Source organism: Streptomyces sp. JJ36 (genome assembly GCF_021696945.1).
Lineage (GTDB): Bacteria > Actinomycetota > Actinomycetes > Streptomycetales > Streptomycetaceae > Streptomyces.
In genome coordinates this window covers 11933-32361 of the sequence record NZ_JACYHE010000043.1, presented here as the reverse complement: position 1 = coordinate 32361, position 20429 = coordinate 11933, and the positions used below count along the sequence as shown (strand labels likewise).

Genomic DNA, 20429 nt, shown 5'->3' with positions numbered 1-20429 from the left:
CGCACTGATCTTGTCAGGGGAGAGTAACGACCGTCGCGGCGTAGACCAGACCCGCCCCGAAACCGATCACGAGTGCGGTGTCGCCGCTCTTCGCCTGCCCGGTCGCCAGCAGCCGCTCCATGGCGAGCGGGATGGAGGCGGCCGAGGTGTTGCCGGTGGTCTCCACGTCCCGGGCGACCGTGACGTGCTCCGGCAGCTTGAGGGTCTTCACCATCGAGTCGACGATCCGCATGTTGGCCTGGTGCGGGATGAAGACGTCCAGGTCCTCCGCCGGCACGCCGGCCGCGTCCAGGGCCTGCTGGGCGACCTTGGCCATCTCGAAGACGGCCCAGCGGAAGACGGTCTGGCCCTCCTGGCGGATCGCCGGGAACTTCTCCACCGGGTGGTCGCGGTAGTGGTCCCACGCCACCGTCTGGGAGATGACGTCCGCCTTGTCGCCCTCCGAGCCCCACACCACGGGGCCGATGCCCGGCTCGTCGGCGGGACCGACGATGACGGCGCCGGCACCGTCGCCGAAGAGGAAGGCGGTGGACCGGTCGGTGAGGTCCGTCAGATCGGAGAGCCGCTCCGCGCCGACGACGAGCACGTGCTCCGCGCTGCCGTCGACGATCATGCCCTTGGCGAGCGCGAGCCCGTAGCCGAAGCCCGCACAGCCGGCGTTGATGTCGAAGGCCGCGGCCTTCCCCGCCCCCAGCCGGTGGGTGATCTCGGTCGCGACCGAGGGGGTCTGCTTGAAGTGGGAGACCGTCGAGATCACCACCGCGTCGATGTCCGCCGCCGTGATCCCGGCATCGGCGACCGCCTTGCCGGCGGCCTCCAGCGTCATCTCGGTGACCGTCTCGTCGGGACCGGCCCAGTGCCGGGTCGAGATGCCGGAACGGGACCGGATCCACTCGTCGGAGGAGTCGATGTGCTGCAGGATCTCCTCGTTGGGCACCACCCGGGTCGGGCGGTAGCCGCCGACGCCGCGGATCCGGGCGTACGGTGCGCCCTTGGCGGGCCTGATCTTCGCGGTCATGCTCTCGAGGCTCCTATTCGGCCGTGGCGGCGTGCTCGGTGACGAGCGCGCGGGCCGCGTCGAGATCGTCGGGGGACTTCAGCGCCAGCGTCTGCACGCCGGGCAGGCCGCGCTTGGCCAGACCGGTCAGGGTCCCGCCGGGGCAGACCTCGATCAGCGCGGTGGCGCCGAGTTCCTGGAAGGTCTCCATGCACAGGTCCCAGCGGACGGGGTTGGCCACCTGGCCGACCAGGCGCTGGACGACCTCGTCGCCGGAGGCGACGACCTGGCCGTCCTTGTTGGAGACGTAGCGGATCGCCGGGTCCTCGGCGGCGACGTCGCGGACAGCGGCCTCGAGGGTGGTGACGGCCGGTGCCATGTGCTCGGTGTGGAAGGCGCCCGCGACCTTCAGCGGGATCACCCGGGCGCCCTCCGGGCGGTCCGCGGCCAGCGCCGCGAGCTGCTCGGCGGTGCCGGCGGCCACGATCTGCCCGCCGCCGTTGATGTTGGCCGGGGTGAGCCCCAGGCCCTTCAGGTGCGCGGTGACGGCCTCCGGCTCGCCGCCCAGCACCGCGGACATCCCGGTCTCGGCGACCGCGGCCGCCTCGGCCATCGCCCGGCCACGGGTCCGGACGAGGGACATCGCGGTCCCGGCCGGGAACACCCCGGCGGTCGCCGCGGCGGCCAGCTCGCCGACGCTGTGCCCGGCCGTCGCGCCGAGCACCCGCCCGGGCTCCAGACCGTCCAGCAGCGCCCCGGCCGAGACCAGGGCGGAGGCGACCAGCAGGGGCTGCGCGACGGCGGTGTCGCGGATCTCCTCCGCGCCCGCCTCGGTGCCGTAGTGCACGAGGTCGAGGTCGATGGCGTCCGACCACTCCCGGAGCCGGTCGGCGACGCCGGGGAGGTCGAGCCAGGGGTTCAGGAAGCCAGGCTTCTGCGCGCCTTGGCCGGGAGCGACGAGTACGAGCACTCTCTCACTCTCTCTTGTGTCAAGGGTCCCCGCCCGTGGGGACCGAGACGAAGAACGGTCGGGGGAATTGTGGTGCCCCGACAAAGCCGGGGTCCAGAACTACGGTTGCCGGTCCCCGTCGGCGAGCCGTCCGAGAATCAGCGCGATACGCAGCGTAAAGGCTGAGCGTACGTCGGAGGGGGACCAACCGGTGACATCTGTCACACGTCGCAGCCGGTAGCGGACGGTGTTGGGGTGAACGAAGAGCATCCGGGCGGCGCCCTCCAGGCTGCTCGCCTGCTCCAGATAGACGCTCAGTGTTTCCAGCAGCGCCGAGCCGGCGGCCTCCAACGGTCTGTAGATCTCCTCCACCAACAGCTCGCGTGCGGCAGGGTCTCCGGCCATCGCGCGCTCCGGCAGCAGGTCGTCCGCGAGCACCGGCCGCGGCGCGTCGGGCCAGGCCGGACAGGCCCGCAGGCCGGCGGCGGCCGCCTGTGCGGAGCGGGTCGCGGAGAGCAGGTCGCCCACCACCGGACCGGCCACCACCGGTCCCGGCGCATACGGTCCGATCAGCGACTTCGCGGTGCGCAGCGGGTCGTTCGACCCTCCGGCGATGACCACCAGCCGGCTGCCGAGCACCCCGGTGAGGACCTGGAGCTTGGCGTGTCGCGCGGCGCGCCGGATGGCCTCCACGGTCAGCTCGCTGTCCCCGTCGGGTGCCGTCCCGAGCACCACCGAGACGTGCTCCGGGGAGTTCCAGCCGAGCGCCGCGGCGCGGGAGACCGCGCCCTCGTCCGCCTCCCCGGAGAGCACCGCGTTCACCACCAGCGACTCCAGGCGTGCGTCCCAGGCGCCGCGCGCCTCCGCTGCCTGGGCGTACACCTGTGCGGTGGCGAAGGCGATCTCGCGGGCGTACACCAGCAGCGCCTCGCGCAGCACCGACTCGTCGCCCGGCGCAGCCACCTCGTCGATGGCGGCCTCGACGACCTCGATGGTGGTGCGCACCATCTCCACGGTCTGGCGCAGGGTGATCGCCCGGGTCAGTTCGCGCGGGGCGGTGCCGAAGACGTCGGTGCTGATCGCCTGTGGGGTCTCGGGATGCCGGAACCACTCGGTGAAGGCCGCGATGCCCGCCTGGGCCACCAGACCGATCCACGAGCGGTTCTCCGGCGGCATCGCGCGGTACCACGGCAACTGCTCGTCCATGCGCGCGATGGCGGCCGCGGCGAGCTTGCCGGAGGACTGCTCCAGCCGTCTCAGGGTGGCCGCGTGCGGATGCTCGGGGAGCCGCTCGGCCGGGGTGTCGGGCCGGCCGGCGGGGTCGGGCGTCGGTTCCGGGGGCGGGTCGGGCGTTCGTTCTGGCACGGCACCAGCCTGCCTCATGGGGTGCCGTCCTCGGGGCCGGGGGCGGCTACGGTGGGGCACATGCTTGAGGTACGGCGTGCGGCGGACCGGTACCGGGGCGGCGACGCGGCGGCCGGGATCGACACCCGGCACTCCTTCTCCTTCTCGGGCTTCTACGACCCGCAGAACGTCCGGTTCGGCCTGCTCGTCGCCTGCAACGAGGAGCGGCTGGCCCCCGGTGCGGGGTTCGGGATGCACCCGCACCGGGACGTGGAGATCGTGACCTGGGTGGTCGAGGGCGAGCTGGAGCACCGGGACTCCACCGGCCGCGCCACCCGGATCCGGCCGGGCGACCTCCAGCGGCTGGGCGCCGGGTCCGGCGTGCGGCACGTCGAGCGGAACGCGGGGGAGGAGCCGCTGCGGTTCCTCCAGATGTGGCTCGTCCCCGGGGTCTTCGGCGGCGCACCGGAGTACGAGGTGGTGCGCGGCATCGCGGACGGCACCCCCTTCGCGCTGCCGCGCACCGAGGCGGTGCTGCACGTACGGCGGCTGCCCGACGGCGGCCGCACCGCGGTGCCGGACGCCGCCTGGGTGCACGCCCAGGTCGTCCGCGGCACCGCCGAGATCGGCGGGACGCGGCTCGGCCCCGGCGACGCGGCGCGCGTGACCGGGGCCGAGGGGCTGGTCGCCGGGGCGCCGGACGGCCCCGCCGAGCTGCTGGTCTGGGAGATGCACGCCGAACCCGCGTACGGCTGAGCAGGGCCCTTGCCGAGCTGGGCGCTACGGCCGTGCGGAACCCTGCGGCCGCGCACGGGCCGCGCGCAGCGGGGCGGGGTCCGCCGTCAGTCCCGTCCGGCCGAGGTGAGTGACATGTCCGCGTAGCGGGTGCCCGTCACCCGGGCCGCGATCGGCTCCAGCAGCGCCAGCTCGTCCTCCGTAAGGGTGATTCTGGTGGCGGCGGTGTTCTCCTCCACCCGGCCCGGCCGCCGGGTGCCCGGGATGGGCACCACGGGCAGCCCGTGCACCGTCTGCCGCTGCTGCACCCAGGCCAGCGCGACCTGCCCCGGCGTGGCCCCGTGCGCCGCGGCGACGTCCCGCAGGGGCTCCAGCAGCCGGGCGTTCGCCGCGGCGTTGGCTCCGGTGAAGCGCGGCTGGTGCCGGCGGAAGTCGTCGTGCGTCAGTTCCTTGTCGGCGTCGGAGAAGGAGCCGGTGAGAAAGCCGCGGCCGAGCGGCGAGTAGGGCACGAAGGCGACCCCCAGTTCGCGCGCCGCGTCCACCGCGTTCTCCTCGACGTCCCGGCTGAAGACCGACCACTCCGACTGCAGTGCCGCGATCGGGTGCACGGCGTGCGCGGCGCGCAGCTCGCTGCCCGTCACCTCGCTCAGTCCCAGATGCCGGACCTTCCCTTCCCGCACCAGTTCGCCCATCGCGCCGACGGATTCCTCCAGCGGCACCTGCGGGTCCCGCCGGTGCATGTAGTACAGGTCGATCGTCTCGACGCCGAGCCGCCGCAGGCTCTGCTCCACACAGGTGCGCACGTAGGCGGCGTCGTTCCGCACCCCGCGTGCCAGGGGGTCGTCCGGGTCCAGCACGACGCCGAACTTGGTGGCGAGCACGATCTCGTCGCGGTGTGCACGGACGAAGGGGGCGAGGAACCGCTCGTTCTCCCCGCTGCCGTACATGTCCGCGGTGTCGTAGAGGGTGACGCCCAGCTCCAGGGCGCGTTCCAGGGTGGCCCGCGCCGCGTCGGCGTCCGTGGGGCCGTAGGCCATGCTCATGCCCATGCAGCCCAGTCCCTGGACGCCGACCTCCGGGCCGTCGCCGCCGAGCCGCGTGGTGCCGATCTGCTCCGTGGTCCGTCGCGCGTTCTGCTCCGTGCTCATCAGGTCAAGCCCCTTCCGGCGCTGTGCCGCGCCCGGCCGGTGCGGAGGCACGCTCTGCCTCCCCGTAGATGCTGATCTTGTAGTCGAGGACCGCGAGCGTCTCCTGGAGTTCGGCGATCCGCCGCCGCACGTCCCGGCGGGTCTCCTCCAGCAGCTCCCGCCGCGCGGCCACGGTGTGCCGGCCGGCCCGGACGAGTTCGGCGTACCGGACCATGTCCGCGACCGGCATCCCGGTCAGCCGCAGCTTGCCCACCAGGTTCAGCCAGTCCAGGTCCCGGTTGGTGAAGCGGCGCTGCCCGGTGTGCGAGCGGTCGACGTGCGGCATCAGACCGATGCGCTCGTACCAGCGGAGGGTGTGCGCGCTCAGGCCGGTGCAGGCGGCGACCTCGCTGATGGTGTAGTGGTCCTCTCCGTCGGGGCGGGGGTGCACGGCCTCACGGGTGGCGCAGCGGCCGGGCCGGTTCCCCTCCCCCGCCGGCTGGTTCTCCGTCACGGGCTCCATCACGGTCATAGTGGAACGCTACGGACTTCGAGTGCACTCCAGGCAAGCGCCGGGAGAGGAATCACGTGCCGTGGCCTCCCGGGACGTCGCCGTACGGTCCGGGCGGTCGCGCCCCGGCGGCGGCGGGCGCTCCCGGACGACCTAGGCTGGCGGACATGAGCGAGCAGAGCGTGCAGGGCGGGGCGCCGGGCGGCATGCGGGAGGCCCTGCGCAGGATCGAGGACTGGCCGGTGCCGCACGCGGCGGCGGGTGTGGTGCGGGCGGACGGCACCGTCGCCGGGACACACGGACCGGTCGGCCGCCGCTTCCCGCTCGCCTCCGTCACCAAGCCGCTGGCCGCCTACGCGGTGCTGGTCGCGGTGGAGGAGGGCGCGCTGGAGCTGGACGAGCCCGCCGGGCCGGAGGGCTCCACGGTACGGCACCTGCTGGCGCACGCGTCGGGACTCGCCTTCGACGAGGACCGGACCATGGCCGCTCCCGGCGACCGGCGGCTGTACTCGAACACCGGTTTCGACGCGCTGGCCGACCACCTCACCAAGGCCACCGAGATCCCCTTCGCGGAGTACCTGCGTGACGCCGTGCTGGCGCCCCTGGCGATGCGGGACACCGAGCTGGCCGGTTCGCCCGCGCACAGCGCCACCTCCACGGTCGACGACCTGGTGCGGTTCGCCACCGAGGTGCAGGCGCCGCGGCTCCTCGCGCCGTCCACCGTGGCGGAGGCCACCCGCGTCGTCTTCCCCGGGCTCAGGGGCGTGCTCCCGGGCTACGGCCACCAGGTGCCGAACGACTGGGGGCTCGGTTTCGAGATCCGGGACGGCAAGGAGCCGCACTGGACGGGCAGCCGGTCCTCCGCTCGCACCTTCGGGCACTTCGGGCAGTCCGGCACCTTCCTCTGGGTCGACCCGGAGGCGGGCGCGGCCTGCGTCGTGCTGACGGACCGCGCCTTCGGGCCCTGGGCGATCGAGGAGTGGCCGCCGTTCACGGACGCGGTGCTGGCGGCGCTCTGACGCCGGGGCGTGCGCCCGGGCCGGTGCCGGGCCCGGCGGGGCAGCCGTCCCGGCGCGTGCCGGGTGCGGCACCGCGGTGGCCGGGGTCAGAGCTCGGCCAGCAGCTCCGCCTTCTTGGCGGTGAACTCCTCGTCCGTGAGCAGGCCGGCCGCATGCAGTTCGCCGAGATGCCGGATGCGCTCGGCGATGTCCGCCGGGTCCCGGCGTGTGGGGCCCTCCGCGCGCCGCGCGATCCCCGGCCCGCCGGACACGGCCTCCAGCGCCGGAACGGGCTCGGCCGCCTGTACGGCGGCGAGCACCGAGGCGGCGAACGGCAATGATTCGTACACCAGCCCGTATCCCAGTCCGAAGACCACCGCTGCCGGGTCCTGGTCCGCGGCGATCCCCGACTCCCGCGTGCTGTCACCGTCCCGTCCCGCCCGGCACTCTCCATCCCGGGGCAGCAGCCGCAGATGGCCGTCGAAGACCTCGGGCGACCGCCATTCCACCCCGGCCAGCTCGCCCACGGAGAAGACCTGGTCCCCCGCCTTCCACTTGGCCGAGGACGCCCCCGTCCAGAACCACCGGAAGCGCACCGTGGTGCCGTCGAAGGCCGCCTTCCCGTCGTACGCCTTGAAGCTGAGCGGTGCGGCGGGCGCCGCCACCAGGTACGCCCCGGCGGGCTCGGACGCCTCGGGGCCGAGCGCCGCCCGCAGTTCGGTGGCGTAGTACTCGGCGAGGGTCTCGCGCTCGGCGGGGAGCACCAGGCGATACGGGTCGCTGCCCTCCTTGAGCTGGCCGGCGGCCGCCTCCAGCAGCGGGTCGGCGCCTTCCCGGGGCACGGCGCGCAGCACCACGGTGCCGCGCTTGCCGCCCGCCGTCAGCTCGACGTCCCGCAGCGCCTCGTACGGGATGTGCCGTTCCCCGAGCGCCTGCAGAAGCTTGGGCGTGCGCAGCCCCCGTTCGAAACGGATGCGTAGGGAGTCGGAGCCGAACTCCCAGGTGGAGTGGATGCCAGCCAGTACGTCCCCCATGTGGGCCATCGTATGCGGCGCTTGCATGCTCGTCCCCCTGTCGTGCTACGCGCGTCCGTCCGTCGTCGCGCACTCCGTGTCGCCCTCCGCGCAGAGGACGGTCCCCATCCGTCCCGCCCCCACCGCGGCGAGATTGTGCAGACTACGGGTCCCCGGCACGAAGTAGCCCGCGTGGCCGGCGGCGCCCTCGGCCGAGAGCCGGCGTGCGCCGAACCCGGCGGCCACCGGGTCGGCGCCGTGCCCCAGGCCTCCGAACTCCAGATGCGGCACGTCCGCGATCCAGTCGTCCCCGTCCCGCATCGCCCACACCCGGGCGTCGGTGCCCAGCTCGGTGACGTCGTCCGCGCGCATGCCGGGGCTGCCCGCCACGGCGATGTCCACCACCCGGCGCGGCAGGTCGTCGGCGGCCACCCCGCAGACCACGGAGCCGTAGCTGTGACAGACCAGGGTCACCCGGGACCGGCCCGGCAGCGCCCGTACGAAGCCGACCAGGCGCTCGGCGCCGGCCTCCGCCATGGGTACCGAGGCGGCGTCCACCCCGAGGCCCAGCGGGGCCGAGTAGTCCGCCCAGGCGATGGTCGCGGTCGGCTCCGCCGGGGCGGCCGCCCGCTGGGCGTTCTGCAGGGCGCCGGCCATGCCGGCGGGTGCGCTGTACGCACGGTCCTCCCGCTCGAAGGTGAGCAGCTCCGTGTCGACGCCGGGGACGACCACCGAGACCCGCCGTGCGTGCGCCAGATCGCCGAAGACCTCGGCGGCCCGCCCGTGCCCGCTCGGATCGAACGCCAGGATCTTGCGGTCCTCCGCGAGCAGGGCGGAGAGGCGCTTCATCCGCCGGGCCGCGTGCTTCCGCCCCGCCTCGGTGAGGCGGTCGCTGCGCATGCGCCGCCGCTCGGTCCTCCGTGCCTCGGCGAGGGCCAGCCGGTTGGCGCGGTACCGGAGCTGCACCGGGGCGCCGCCCAGATTGCCCACGACCAGGGGGTGGCGGGCCGCCAGCCGGTGCCGCTGGGCCGGGGAGAGCGAGGAGAAGAAGCCGGCGACGGCCTGCGGGGGCGCGTCCGTCCCGGGCAGTGCGCGGCCCGCGATCCGGCCGTCCGCCTCCCAGGCCTGCACCGCCGCCTCGAACGGGCCCGGTGCTCCGTCCTGCTTGACCGCCGTCCAGCCGGTGGTGGCCAGCAGCACGAACGCCACCGCCAGCGTCAGCAGCGCGCGCCAGGCGGTGGAGCCCTGCGCCTCGGAGGCGGACACGCCCGGGGCGGGCAGGGAGGGACGGAGTGCGGAGAAGGAAGTCACCAAGGCGACACCCTAGGAGAAGCCTTCGCCGGCGCACACACGCCGTGAGTCATCTCACGTTTCGAGCAGCTGATCAGCGAAGCCGGGGTGGGGGCCCGGAAGGCCCGGCGCTTCGGGGCGCCGGGGGCGTCCGGACGGCCGCCGCCCGGGCCGCGGGACGGCGAAGTTCACCCGCCCGGGTGGCTGGTGGAGCGGCTCCAGTCGTCGCTCAGCACCGGCCCCATCAGGTCGAGATAGGTCTCCATCCAGCGCCGGGCGGCATCGACGGTGACGTCCTGGCCCTCGCCCCACTGCCGGCCGGCGGCACGCATCACCCCGGAGAAGGCCGCGGTCAGCACCCGGGGACGCGGGTCGTCCGTGGGCAGACCCTCGCGCCGGGCGAAGACGGCGGCCAGCCGGTCCTCCATGTCGGTGGAACGCCGCAGGTGGACCGCTACCAGCGCCGGTGTGGTCTCGATGACGTGCCACATGCGCATGTGCACGGAGATCGGCACGACCTCCTGGATCGACTCGCCGAGGCTCTCCCAGGTGGTGTCCAGGGCGTTGCGCAGGGCACGCATGGGGGACTCGCCGGCGGGGCGGGCGCAGACGGCGTCGTAGAACGCGGACTCCGTCTCGTCCTGCAACGCGAAGGCGACGTCCTCCTTGCTGGAGAAGTAGCGGAAGAAGGTGCGCTGCGAGACGTCGACGGCCTCGGTGATCTGGTCGACCGTGGTGTGCTCGTACCCCTGCGCCACGAAGAGTTCGTGCGCCATCCGGATCAGGGCGTCCCGGGTCCGCTGCTTCTTGCGCTCCCGCAGTCCGGTCACTTCCGGCACCTCCCTCGTCCCTGCTCACCGGGCCCGGCCACGCTGCCGCTCTCCGGGCGTGGGCGTGCCGCTCTCCGCGGCGTCCTCCGTGGCATTCCGCGTGGACCTCCGCGGCGCCGCGCTCACCCTACTGCGAGGTGAGAGGCGGTCCCGGCATCGGTGAGCTTGATGACAGCCTCCGACTCCTGCATTCATTTCTCAAGTGTCAGAGGCTGACATTAGCCTGGCGGGCATGCGCGCACACACCCCAACCACCCGGCCGGGCCACGCGGAGCAGTCACCCGGGCCGGAGCCCCGAAGCCGCAGGGGAGTGCGGGGCCATCCCTGGCTCACCCTGCTCACCGTCGCCCTCGGCGTCACCATGGTCGCTCTGGACGGCACCATCGTCGCCATCGCCAACCCCGCGATCCAGCGCGACCTGGGCGCGTCCCTGGCGGACGTGCAGTGGATCACCAACGGCTATCTGCTCGCCCTGGCGGTCTCCCTGATCACCGCCGGCAAGCTGGGGGACCGGTTCGGCCACCGCCAGACCTTCCTGGCCGGCGTCGTCGGATTCGCCGCCGCCTCCGCGGCCATCGCGCTGGCCGGAAGCGTGTCCCTGGTGATCCTCTTCCGGGTGGTGCAGGGCCTGTGCGGGGCGCTGCTGATGCCCGCGGCGCTCGGGCTGCTGCGGGCCTCGTTCCCCGCCGGGCGGCTGAACGCCGCCATCGGGATCTGGGGCGCGGTGATCGGCGCCTCCACCGCCGCCGGCCCCATCGTGGGCGGCCTGCTGGTGGAGCATGTGAGCTGGGAATCCGTCTTCTACATCAACGTCCCGGTGGGCCTGGTCGCCCTCGGGACGGGCCTGGTCCTGCTGCTGGACCACCGTGCGGAGAAGGCCCCACGTTCCTTCGACCTCCCCGGCGTCGTGCTGCTCTCCGGCGCCATGTTCTGCCTGGTCTGGTCCCTCATCAAGGCCCCGGAGTGGAGCTGGGGCGACGGCCGCACGCTGGGCTTCCTCCTCCTCGCGGGGCTGGCCTTCGCCGCCTTCGCGCTGTGGGAGACCCGGGCCCGGGAGCCGCTGCTCCCACTCGGCATGTTCCGTTCGGTGCCGCTGTCGGCCGGCACGGTCCTCATGGTGCTGATGGCGTTCGGCTTCATGGGCGGGCTGTTCTTCGTCACCTTCTACCTGCAGAACGTGCACGGGATGAGCCCGGTGGAGAGCGGCCTGCACCTTCTGCCGCTGACGGCCATGATGATCGTCTCCTCGCCGCTCGCCGGCACCTTGATCACCCGCGTCGGCCCGCGCGGGCCTCTGGTCGGGGCCATGGTGCTGGCCGCCGTCGCGATGTTCGGGATGTCGACCCTGGACGCGGAGAGCGGCACGGCGGTGACCTCCCTCTGGTTCGCGCTCCTCGGCCTGGGACTCGCCCCGGTGATGGTGGGCGCCACGGAGGTCATCGTGGGCAACGCGCCGCTGGAGCACGCGGGCGTCGCCGGCGGCCTCCAGCAGTCGGCCATGCAGGTCGGCGGCAGTCTCGGTACGGCCGTGCTGGGCGCCGTCATGGCCTCCCGGGTGGACGCGGTGCTGCTGGAGAAGTGGGCAGGCACCCCGCTGCCGCCCCTCGGCGAGCAGCAGGCGGAGCGGCTGCGGAGCGCGGCGGAGGTCGGCGTCGCCCCGCCCGCTCCGGAGGGGACGCCGCCGCGGGTCGCGGAGGCGATGACGGAGGTGGTGCACGCCTCGTTCGTCTCCGGGATGGGGCTGGCGTTCACCGTCGCGGGCACCGTGGCGGTGCTGGCGGCGGGCGTGGCGGTCTTCACCCGGCGTGGGCGCCGGGACACCGGGTCCGCGGTGCACGTCTGAGGTGCCCGCTCCGCCCGGCGTGGGCGGGGGCCTCGCGGGGCTTCGGCGTCTGTCGGCCTTGTGCCGGCCTTGTGCCGGTCGTGGCGTCGGCGGGGCTGCGGCGGGGCTTCGGCGGGGCTTCGGCTTGGCTACGGCAGGAGGGGAGGGCGCGAGCCGGGGGCCCGGGAGCTGTGGACTACCGACGGGTTGTGGACAGCGCGGCCACCTGTACCGGTGAACTCGGCGACCAGGTCTTGGCAGGTGGGAGCGGGTGGCGACAGGGTTGATCACGAGCGGGACGGAGAGGCCGTCCCGCCTGACCCGGGGGAGTGATCACCATGCCTGGCTCCGCGTCCGCCGCCGTCCTGCCCGTTCCGGCTGCCGTCCCGTCCGGCACGGGCTCCGCCCCCCGGGGCGGTTCCCGTCCCGGGCCCGCGTCGCGCACCGGCTCCCGGAGCGGGAGCGGGACCGCCCGCCGCCTGCTGTCCGCCGGCGTCGTCGCCGGGGCGGCCCTCGCCCTGGCCGCCGGCGGTTCCGTGGCGGCCCCGTCCGGCGCCGCGGCCCAGCCGGTCGCCCCGGCGGCGGGGGACGGTCCCCGGCTCGGCGCCTGCGGTGCCGGGGTCCTCTGCTTCTGGGCGGATCCGGGCTTCTCCGGCAGACGGCTGACGTATGAGCTCGCGGGGACGGACATCGAGAGCTGCGTGCGGCTGCCCGCCGGCTTCACCGCGGACGCGTACGCCAACCGCACGGGACGCCCGGTCACGGCCTATCAGAGCGCGGAGTGCCGGGAGACCGGCGAGTTCCACACCCACCCCTCGGGGTCCTGGACACCGGAGTCGGCGTACCAGGTGCGGGCCTTCAAGATCTGGGAGCGCTGAGATGCCCCTCCTGCCCCGTGCCGCCGCGCGCCCCCGGCCCCTTGCCCGCCTCCGTGCGGCGTTACGGCCCCGGGCTCTCCGCGGGGACACCTCCTTGCGCCGGCGCCGCCCGCGCCGCGCCCGGCGTGGCCCGCAGCTCCGCCAGCTCGGCCCGCAGTTCACGGACCTCCGTGGTCAGGGCGGCCAGCGCCGCCGCGTGCCGCTCGCTCTCGGCATCCTCCCGCTCGACCCGGGCCACGAACCAGGCGGCGATGTTCGCCGTGACCACGCCCAGCAGCGCGATACCGGAGAGCATCAGCCCGATCGCCAGCAGGCGGCCCAGCGGTGTGGTCGGCGCGAGATCCCCGTAGCCGACCGTCGTCATGGTGGTGAAGGCCCACCACACGGCGTCCCCGAAGGTCCGGATGCTGCTGCCCGGCGCGTCCCGCTCCACCTCCAGCACGGCGAGCGAGCCGAAGACCAGCAGGCCGGCACAGGAGCCCGCGACATAGGTGGTGAGCCGCACCTGCGAGGCCATGCGGGCCCGCTGGCCGGCCAGCAGCAGTGCGGAGACCAGCCGGAGCAGCCGCAGTGGCTTCACCAGCGGCAGGGCCACGGCCACCAGGGCGAGCGGATGGCTGCGCACGAAACGCAGCCGGTGCGGCGCGAGGTAGAGGCGCACCCCGTAGTCCACGGCGAAGGCAGCCCAGACCACCCACTCCACGCTCAGGCACGCCAGGCGGCCCCCGTCGCCGATGCCGGGGCGCACGATCGGCAGGGCGTAGGCGACGGCGAAGAGCACCGACATGCCCAGCAGCGGCGCCTGGGTGTGCCGTTCCCAGCGGGCCTGGTTCTCCTCGCCGGGCTCGGGCGGCGTCGGGTATCCCATGCCGGGAATCGTAGAAGGGGCCCCGCCGGCCGGTCCGCGCCCCCGGCCGGTTCCCGCCCCGGTGGCTCGTCGCGGCCCGGGACGACGGCGGTGCCCGGCCCGGCCGGGCACCGCGCGGACGGGCCGGGCACCGCGCCCGGGACGTCAGGCGTCGCCGCCGGCCGCCCCCGGATCCGCCGCGGCCACGTCCAGAAGCTGGTAGCGGTCCAGCGCCTGCTTCAGCGCCGAGCGGTCGATCTTGCCCTCACGCGCCAGCTCGGTCAGCACGCCCAGGACGATCGACTCGGCATCGATGTGGAAGAAGCGCCGCGCGGCGCCGCGGGTGTCGGCGAAGCCGAAGCCGTCCGCGCCCAGCGACTGGTAGGTGCCGGGCACCCAGCGGGCGATCTGGTCCGGCACACTGCGCATCCAGTCCGAGACGGCCACCTTGGGCCCGTCGGTGTCCTGGAGCTTTCGCGTGACATAGGGGACGCCCTGCTCCTCCTCGGGGTGCAGCAGGTTGTGCTCCTCGACCGCCACCGCCTCCCGGCGCAGCTCGTTCCAGGACGTCGCCGACCAGACGTCCGCCCGGACGTCCCACTCCTCGGCGAGGATCCGCTGCGCCTCCAGCGCCCAGGGCATCGCCACCCCGGAGGCCAGGATGTGCGCGGCGTGTGTGCCCTGCTCGCCCTCCCGGTAGCGGTACAGGCCCTGGAGGATGCCCTCGACGTCGACGTTCTCCGGCTCCGTGGGCTGGTGGATCGGCTCGTTGTAGACGGTGAGGTAGTAGAAGACGTCCTCGCTGTTCTCGCCGTACATGCGGCGCAGCCCGTCCTTGACGATGTGCGCGATCTCGAAGGCGAAGGCCGGGTCGTAGGCGACGCAGGCCGGGTTGGTCGAGGCCAGGAGCTGGGAGTGCCCGTCCGCGTGCTGAAGGCCCTCGCCGGTCAGTGTCGTGCGCCCGGCGGTCGCGCCCAGCACGAAGCCGCGGGCGAGCTGGTCGGCCATCTGCCAGAACTGGTCGCCGGTGCGCTGGAAACCGAACATCGAGTAGAAGACATAGATCGGGATCAGTGGCTCGCCGTGCGTGGCGTATGCGGAGCCGGCCGCGATCAGCGAGGCGGTGCACCCCGCCTCCGAGATGCCGTCGTGCAGCATCTGCCCGTTCGGCGACTCCTTGTAGGCGAGCAGCAGCTCCCGGTCCACCGACTCGTACGTCTGGCCCAGCGGGTTGTAGATCTTTGCCGAGGGGAAGAAGGAGTCCATGCCGAAGGTGCGGTACTCGTCGGGGGCGATCAGCACGAAGCGCTTGCCGATCTCCTTGTCCCGCATCAGGTCCTTCAGCAGGCGCACGAAGGCCATCGTGGTCGCGATCTGCTGCTGGCCGGACCCCTTCTTGACCGCCGCATAGGTCCGGTCGTCCGGCTGCGGCAGCGGTGTGGCACGGACCACTCGGGTGGGCACGTAGCCCCCGCACTCCCGGCGGCGGTCGTGCATGTACTGGATCTCCTCGGACTCCCGGCCCGGGTGGTAGTAGGGCGGCAGGCCCGACTCCAGCTCCTTGTCCGGGATGGGCAGGTGGAGCCGGTCGCGGAAGTGCTTGAGGTCCTCCACGGTCAGCTTCTTCATCTGGTGTGTGGCGTTGCGGCCCTCGAAGTTCGGCCCGAGCGTCCAGCCCTTCACGGTCTGGGCCAGGATCACGGTGGGCTGTCCCTTGTGCTCCTTGGCCGCCTTGTACGCCGCGTACACCTTGCGGTGGTCGTGGCCGCCCCGCCCGAGGTGGAGGATCCGGTCGTCGGTCATGTCCTCGACCATCGCGCGGAGCCGCTGGTCCCCGCCGAAGAAGTGGTTGCGGATGTAGGCGCCGGACTCGGTCGCGTACGTCTGGAACTGACCGTCCGGGGTGGTGTTCAGCTTGTTCACCAGCACGCCGTCCCGGTCCTGGGCGAGCAGCGGGTCCCAGGAGCGGTCCCAGACGACCTTGATCACGTTCCAGCCGGCGCCGCGGAAGGCCGACTCCAGCTCCTGGATGATCTTCCCGTTGCCGCGCACCGGCCCGTCCAGCCGCTGGAGGTTGCAGTTGACCACGAAGGTCAGATTGTCCAGGCCCTCCCGGGCCGCGATGGAGAGCTGGCCCAACGACTCCGGCTCGTCCATCTCCCCGTCGCCGAGGAAGGCCCACACGTGCGAGTCGGAGGTGTCGGCGAGGCCGCGGGCCTCCATGTAGCGGTTCATCCGCGCCTGGTAGATGGCACCGATCGGGCCCAGTCCCATGGAGACGGTGGGGAACTCCCAGAAGTCCGGCATGGACCGCGGATGCGGATAACTCGACAGGCCGTTCGGATGGGTGGACTTCTCCTGGCGGAAGCCGTCGAGCTGCTGCTCGGTGAGCCGGTCCAGCAGAAAGGCCCGGGCATAGATGCCCGGGGAGGCGTGTCCCTGGAAGAAGACCTGGTCACCGCCCTTGCCGTCGTCCTTGCCGCGGAAGAAGTGGTTGAAGCCCACGTCGTACAGCGAGGCCGAGGAGGCGAAGGTCGCGATGTGGCCGCCCACCCCGATGCCGGGGCGCTGTGCGCGGGAGACCATCACGGCCGCGTTCCAGCGGGTGGCGTTGAGGATCTTCCGCTCGATCTCCTCGTTGCCGGGGAAGAAGGGCTCATCCCTGGTCGCGATGGTGTTGACGTAGTCCGTGCTGCGCATCTCCGGCACGGCCACGCGCTTCTCACGGGCGCGCTCGATGAGCCGGAGCATGAGGTAGCGGGCACGCTCCCGGCCTCGCTCGTCGACGGCCGCGTCGAGCGAGTCGAGCCATTCCTGGGTCTCCTCGGGATCGAAGTCCGGGACCTGGCTGGGCAGGCCGCCAATGATGATCGGGGTGCGATCGGATCCGGAAGCCACGCTTTTCCTTCACTGTTCGGTCTTGAGTACGGACGGTGTCGCGCGCCTCCATCGTGTACCGCTGCCGCGGATACGTCACCTCTACCGAGGGGTAACCGCCGGCCCTCGCGCAGCCCTGCACGGGCCCTGTGGCCGGGGCGGAGGGGTGCGGCCCGAATTTCCACCCTACGCCCGAAGGGCCCGGTGTGCCGCTGCCCCCTGGACGGCCTTCCGGGCGGCCACCTCACCGGCGGAAGGCTGTGGTGCGAAGCACCGGGGATCATGCATTGTGGGAGGAGACGTCAACGTTTGTGCGGGACAGAGGGCCGGGTACTTGCGCGATCCGTCCCGCCCGTGTGGACTACGGCCAGCGTCCCGCGCACGCGTGGGACGGTTCCCATACCGGACATGACAGGAGGCAATCCGTGAGCGCGACCGCGGACCACGCGGAGGAGCGGACCAACCCCGCCGCAAGGCTGGGTTTCCAGCCCGGGCAGGTGGTCCAGGAGCTCGGTTACGACGACGACGCCGAGCAGGCACTCCGTGAGGGAATCGAGGCCGTCACGGGCACGGAGCTCGTCGACGAGGACCATGACGACGTGGCCGACGCCGTGGTGCTGTGGTTCCGCGAGGAGGACGGCGATCTGACGGACGCGCTGGTGGACGCCACCATGATGATCGACGAGGGCGCGCCGGTCTGGCTGCTGACGCCCAAGACGGGGCGCCCCGGCTACGTCGAGGCGAGCGAGATCGGTGAGGCCGCGAAGACGGCAGGCCTCGCACAGACGAGCAATGTGAACGCGGGCAAGGACTGGACGGGCTCCCGCCTGGTCACGCCCAAGGCGGCGAAGTCCGGCAAGCGCTGAGCGCCGGCGGCGGCACGGGCTCCGGGGCGTACGCCCCGGGCGGCCCGCAACCGCCGTGCGTCCGGAGCCGGTGTCCCCGGCGGCCACGGCTGCCGGGGACACGTCGTTGTGGGCCCCCTGCGGTGCGTAGGCTGGGCGCGTCACCCACCGCGACCGAGGGGATGCGAATCCATGGAGGCTCTCGAGGCCGGCACGAAGGCCCCGGACTTCACTCTGAAGAACCAGCACGGCGAGGCGATCTCGCTGGCCGACTACAAGGGCCGCAAGAACGTGGTCCTGCTCTTCTACCCCTTCGCCTTCACGGGCGTGTGCACCGGAGAGCTCTGCGCCCTCCGTGACGAGCTGCCGACCTTCGTCAACGACGACGTGCAGCTCCTGGCGGTCTCCAACGACGCGCCCTTCTCGCTGCGGGTCTTCGCCGAGCAGGAGAATCTGGACTACCCGCTGCTCTCCGACTTCTGGCCGCACGGCGAGACCTCCCGGGCGTACGGCGTCTTCGACGAGGAGAAGGGCTGCGCGGTGCGCGGCACCTTCATCATCGACAAGGAGGGCGTGATCCGCTGGACCGTCGTGAACGGCCTGCCGGACGCCCGCGACCTGAACGACTACGCCAAGGCGCTGCAGTCCCTCTGATGTCCCCGGGCCGACCCGGTGAGAGCCGGGGAACCGCTCACTAGGATTCAGACGTTGATCCGTCGGGATCCGATACATCCGATACGACGGGGGCACGCAGTGCTCCTCACGAACAATTCTCAGGAGGACTCGTGGGAGTCAGCCTCAGCAAGGGCGGCAACGTCTCGCTGACCAAGGAAGCCCCCGGCCTGACCGCCGTGATCGTCGGTCTGGGCTGGGACGCCCGTACCACCACCGGAAGCGACTTCGACCTCGACGCCAGCGCCCTGCTGGCGAACGCCGAGGGCAAGGTCACCAACGACCAGAACTTCGTCTTCTTCAACAACCTCAAGAGCCCGGACGGCGCCGTCGAGCACACCGGCGACAACCTCACGGGCGAGGGCGAGGGCGACGACGAGGTCATCAAGGTGAACCTCGCGGGCGTTCCCGGCGACGTGGACAAGATCGTCTTCCCGGTCTCCATCTACGAGGCCGAGACCCGCCAGCAGAGCTTCGGCCAGGTCCGCAACGCCTACATCCGCGTGGTGAACCAGGCCGACAACAACGAGCTGGCCCGCTACGACCTGAGCGAGGACGCCTCGACCGAGACCGCCATGGTCTTCGGCGAGCTCTACCGGCACGGTTCGGAGTGGAAGTTCCGTGCCATCGGTCAGGGGTACGCCTCGGGCCTGCGCGGCATCGCGCAGGACTTCGGCGTCAACGTCTGACGCGTTCCGCTCGCGGAACGACCTGATCTCGGCAAAGGCGCGGCGCCGCACGCTTCCCGGTCGGTGAAGTGTGCGGCGCCGCGCCCGTCGGCACACTGGGCGCATCACATCGGGGAGAGGAAGAGAACATGGGCGTCACGCTCGCCAAGGGGGGCAACGTCTCCCTCAGCAAGGCCGCACCGAACCTGACCCGGGTCCAGATCGGTCTGGGCTGGAAGGCGCGCTCGACCACGGGGGCGGCCTTCGACCTGGACGCCAGCGCTCTGCTCTGCGGGGGCGGCCGGGTGCTCGGGGACGAGTACTTCGTCTTCTACAACAACCTCAAGAGCCCGGAGGGCTCGGTCGAGCACACCGGCGACGAGCTGGTGGGCGGCACGGGTGCCGGCGACGACGAGACGGTGCTGGTGGATCTCTCGCTGGTGCCCGGCCGGGTCGACGCCATCGTCTTTCCCGTGTCGATCTACGAGGCGGAGGCCCGGCACCAGACGTTCGGCCAGGTCACCGACGCGTACATCCGGGTCGTCAACGAGGACGACGGCCAGGAGCTGGCCCGCTACGACCTGACCGAGGACGCCTCCTCCGAGACGGCGATGATCTTCGGAGAGCTGTACCGGCACGGCGGGGAGTGGAAGTTCCGTGCAGTCGGTCAGGGGTACGCATCGGGACTCCGGGGCATCGCCCTAGACTTCGGGGTCAACGTTTCGTAAAGCGCGCCACAAGCGAGAAGAGATTGGGTAGCCAGTGGTTCTGAAAACCTTCGGCTGGTCCTTCGGCGTCACCGCCCTGGGCCTGGCCGCGGCCGCGTACTTCTGGGGGTGGGAGGGATTCGCCGTGGTGGCGATCCTCTCCGTCCTGGAGATCTCGTTGTCCTTCGACAACGCGGTGGTGAACGCCGGTGTCCTGAAGAAGATGAACGCCTTCTGGCAGAAGATCTTCCTGACCATCGGCATCCTGATCGCGGTCTTCGGAATGCGACTGGTCTTCCCGGTCGTCATCGTCGCCATCAGCGCCAAGGTCGGGCCGATCGAGGCGGTGCAGGTCGCACTCGACAACCCGGACCGCTACGAGCAGCTCGTCACGGACGCCCACCCGGCGATCGCCGCCTTCGGTGGCATGTTCCTGTTGATGATCTTCCTCAACTTCATCCTGGAGGAGCGGGAGCACAAGTGGATCCCCTGGATCGAGCGCCCGCTCGCCCGGCTCGGCCGGGTGGACATGCTGCCCGTGCTCATCGCCCTGGTCGTGCTGCTGGTCACGGCGATGACCTTCGCCACCCACGCCCACCAGTTCGGCGGTGAGCACGCGGACAAGAGCGGCACCGTGATGCTCTCCGGCATCGCCGGCCTCATCACCTATCTCCTCGTCGGCGGACTCTCCGGACACTTCGAGGACAAGATCGAGGAAGAGGAGGAGCGCGAGGAGGAGGCCGAGGAGGCGGCGCGCCGGGCGGGCAAGGACCCGAGTGTGGTCGGGCTGGCCGGCAAGGCCGCGTTCTTCATGTTCCTCTACCTGGAGGTGCTGGACGCGTCCTTCTCCTTCGACGGCGTCATCGGCGCCTTCGCCATCACCAACCACATCTTCTGGATGGCTCTGGGCCTGGGCATCGGCGCGATGTACGTCCGTTCTCTCACGGTCTACCTGGTCCGCCAGGGCACCCTCGACGACTACGTCTACCTGGAGCACGGCGCGCACTACGCGATCGGCGCCCTCGCGGCGATCCTGCTGATCACCATCCAGTACCAGATCCACGAGGTGATCACCGGTCTCATCGGTGTCGCCCTCATCGCGGCCTCCTTCTGGGCCTCCGTCCGGCGTAACCGCGCGCTGGAGTCCGGCGGCGGAGACGGCGGCGAGGGAGACACGGCAGCCAAACCGGAGGTCTCCTCCGGAGTCTGATCCGGAAGGGGATCGACCGATAACCGGCGTGTCAGCGCTGCCCGATTGCGGAACGCTCTCAGCGGGGCGGCGACGAGTCCCGACTCGTCGCCGCCCCGCCGTGGGACTG

General features: G+C 72.2%; 19 protein-coding genes. 9 read left to right on the top strand and 10 right to left on the bottom strand.

Going from position 1 to position 20429, the window contains the following annotated elements; genetic code table 11:
• Positions 1 to 13: 13 nt before the first annotated feature.
• From HOY81_RS17065 to HOY81_RS17055, 3 genes are all read right to left on the bottom strand, one after another.
• Positions 14 to 1018: a ketoacyl-ACP synthase III gene (locus tag HOY81_RS17065; protein ID WP_237321286.1), complete on the bottom strand. Its 1005-nt coding sequence runs from the start codon at positions 1016 to 1018 to the stop codon at positions 14 to 16.
• 13 nt (positions 1019 to 1031) lie between these two features.
• Positions 1032 to 1967, bottom strand: coding sequence for an ACP S-malonyltransferase (locus HOY81_RS17060; protein WP_237321285.1), 936 nt, complete (start codon positions 1965 to 1967; stop codon positions 1032 to 1034).
• Between the two features lie 99 nt (positions 1968 to 2066).
• The gene (locus HOY81_RS17055; protein ID WP_237321284.1) at positions 2067 to 3329 is read right to left on the bottom strand and encodes a CdaR family transcriptional regulator; all 1263 of its coding nucleotides are present in this window, start codon (positions 3327 to 3329) and stop codon (positions 2067 to 2069) included.
• A gap of 42 nt (positions 3330 to 3371) precedes the next feature.
• On the opposite strand from HOY81_RS17055, the gene HOY81_RS17050 reads away from it, so the two are divergent.
• Entirely contained in the window at positions 3372 to 4046 is a 675-nt protein-coding gene (locus HOY81_RS17050; protein ID WP_237321283.1) for a pirin-like bicupin family protein, read from the top strand.
• An 86-nt stretch (positions 4047 to 4132) separates the two neighbouring features.
• On the opposite strand, the gene HOY81_RS17045 is transcribed toward HOY81_RS17050, so the two are convergent.
• Together HOY81_RS17045 and HOY81_RS17040 are read right to left on the bottom strand one after the other, a co-directional pair.
• On the bottom strand, positions 4133 to 5173 hold the full coding sequence (locus tag HOY81_RS17045; RefSeq protein WP_237321282.1) for an aldo/keto reductase: 1041 nt from the start codon (positions 5171 to 5173) through the stop codon (positions 4133 to 4135).
• A 4-nt stretch (positions 5174 to 5177) separates the two neighbouring features.
• Complete coding sequence (locus HOY81_RS17040) at positions 5178 to 5675, bottom strand: MerR family transcriptional regulator (RefSeq protein WP_237321304.1); 498 nt, start codon at positions 5673 to 5675, stop codon at positions 5178 to 5180.
• A 155-nt stretch (positions 5676 to 5830) separates the two neighbouring features.
• Between HOY81_RS17040 and HOY81_RS17035 the strand changes: the two genes are divergently transcribed.
• A complete protein-coding gene (locus tag HOY81_RS17035) occupies positions 5831 to 6682 on the top strand; it encodes a serine hydrolase (protein WP_237321281.1) in 852 nt (283 codons plus the stop codon).
• A gap of 86 nt (positions 6683 to 6768) precedes the next feature.
• Here HOY81_RS17035 and HOY81_RS17030 read toward each other — a convergent pair whose 3' ends face one another.
• From HOY81_RS17030 to HOY81_RS17020, 3 genes are all read right to left on the bottom strand, one after another.
• On the bottom strand, positions 6769 to 7695 hold the full coding sequence (locus tag HOY81_RS17030) for a DUF4429 domain-containing protein (protein ID WP_237321280.1): 927 nt from the start codon (positions 7693 to 7695) through the stop codon (positions 6769 to 6771).
• A gap of 45 nt (positions 7696 to 7740) precedes the next feature.
• Complete coding sequence (locus HOY81_RS17025) at positions 7741 to 8955, bottom strand: alpha/beta hydrolase (protein WP_237321303.1); 1215 nt, start codon at positions 8953 to 8955, stop codon at positions 7741 to 7743.
• Positions 8956 to 9152: 197 nt separating this feature from the next.
• Positions 9153 to 9740, bottom strand: a complete 588-nt coding sequence (locus tag HOY81_RS17020) for a TetR family transcriptional regulator (protein ID WP_237321302.1) — start codon at positions 9738 to 9740, stop codon at positions 9153 to 9155.
• A 286-nt stretch (positions 9741 to 10026) separates the two neighbouring features.
• Here HOY81_RS17020 and HOY81_RS17015 point away from each other — a divergent pair, with 286 nt between their 5' ends.
• A complete protein-coding gene (locus HOY81_RS17015) occupies positions 10027 to 11637 on the top strand; it encodes an MFS transporter (RefSeq protein WP_237321279.1) in 1611 nt (536 codons plus the stop codon).
• Between the two features lie 515 nt (positions 11638 to 12152).
• Positions 12153 to 12494, top strand: a complete 342-nt coding sequence (locus HOY81_RS17010) for a peptidase inhibitor family I36 protein (RefSeq protein ID WP_308341087.1) — start codon at positions 12153 to 12155, stop codon at positions 12492 to 12494.
• Between the two features lie 61 nt (positions 12495 to 12555).
• Here HOY81_RS17010 and HOY81_RS17005 read toward each other — a convergent pair whose 3' ends face one another.
• Positions 12556 to 13362, bottom strand: coding sequence for a potassium channel family protein (locus tag HOY81_RS17005; protein WP_237321277.1), 807 nt, complete (start codon positions 13360 to 13362; stop codon positions 12556 to 12558).
• Between the two features lie 144 nt (positions 13363 to 13506).
• Positions 13507 to 16239, bottom strand: a complete 2733-nt coding sequence (aceE, locus tag HOY81_RS17000) for a pyruvate dehydrogenase (acetyl-transferring), homodimeric type (protein ID WP_237321276.1) — start codon at positions 16237 to 16239, stop codon at positions 13507 to 13509.
• A 404-nt stretch (positions 16240 to 16643) separates the two neighbouring features.
• On the opposite strand from aceE, the gene HOY81_RS16995 reads away from it, so the two are divergent.
• The 5 genes from HOY81_RS16995 (at position 16644) to HOY81_RS16975 (ending at position 20320) form a co-directional block, all read left to right on the top strand.
• Positions 16644 to 17084, top strand: coding sequence for a DUF3052 domain-containing protein (locus HOY81_RS16995; protein ID WP_237321275.1), 441 nt, complete (start codon positions 16644 to 16646; stop codon positions 17082 to 17084).
• A gap of 171 nt (positions 17085 to 17255) precedes the next feature.
• Complete coding sequence (locus HOY81_RS16990; RefSeq protein WP_237321274.1) at positions 17256 to 17717, top strand: peroxiredoxin; 462 nt, start codon at positions 17256 to 17258, stop codon at positions 17715 to 17717.
• A gap of 131 nt (positions 17718 to 17848) precedes the next feature.
• A complete protein-coding gene (locus HOY81_RS16985) occupies positions 17849 to 18424 on the top strand; it encodes a TerD family protein (protein WP_237321273.1) in 576 nt (191 codons plus the stop codon).
• A gap of 128 nt (positions 18425 to 18552) precedes the next feature.
• Positions 18553 to 19131: a TerD family protein gene (locus HOY81_RS16980; protein ID WP_237321272.1), complete on the top strand. Its 579-nt coding sequence runs from the start codon at positions 18553 to 18555 to the stop codon at positions 19129 to 19131.
• A 34-nt stretch (positions 19132 to 19165) separates the two neighbouring features.
• Positions 19166 to 20320 (top strand): DUF475 domain-containing protein, encoded by a 1155-nt coding sequence (locus HOY81_RS16975; RefSeq protein ID WP_237321271.1) that lies wholly within the window; start codon positions 19166 to 19168, stop codon positions 20318 to 20320.
• The last annotated feature ends 109 nt before the right edge of the window (positions 20321 to 20429 follow it).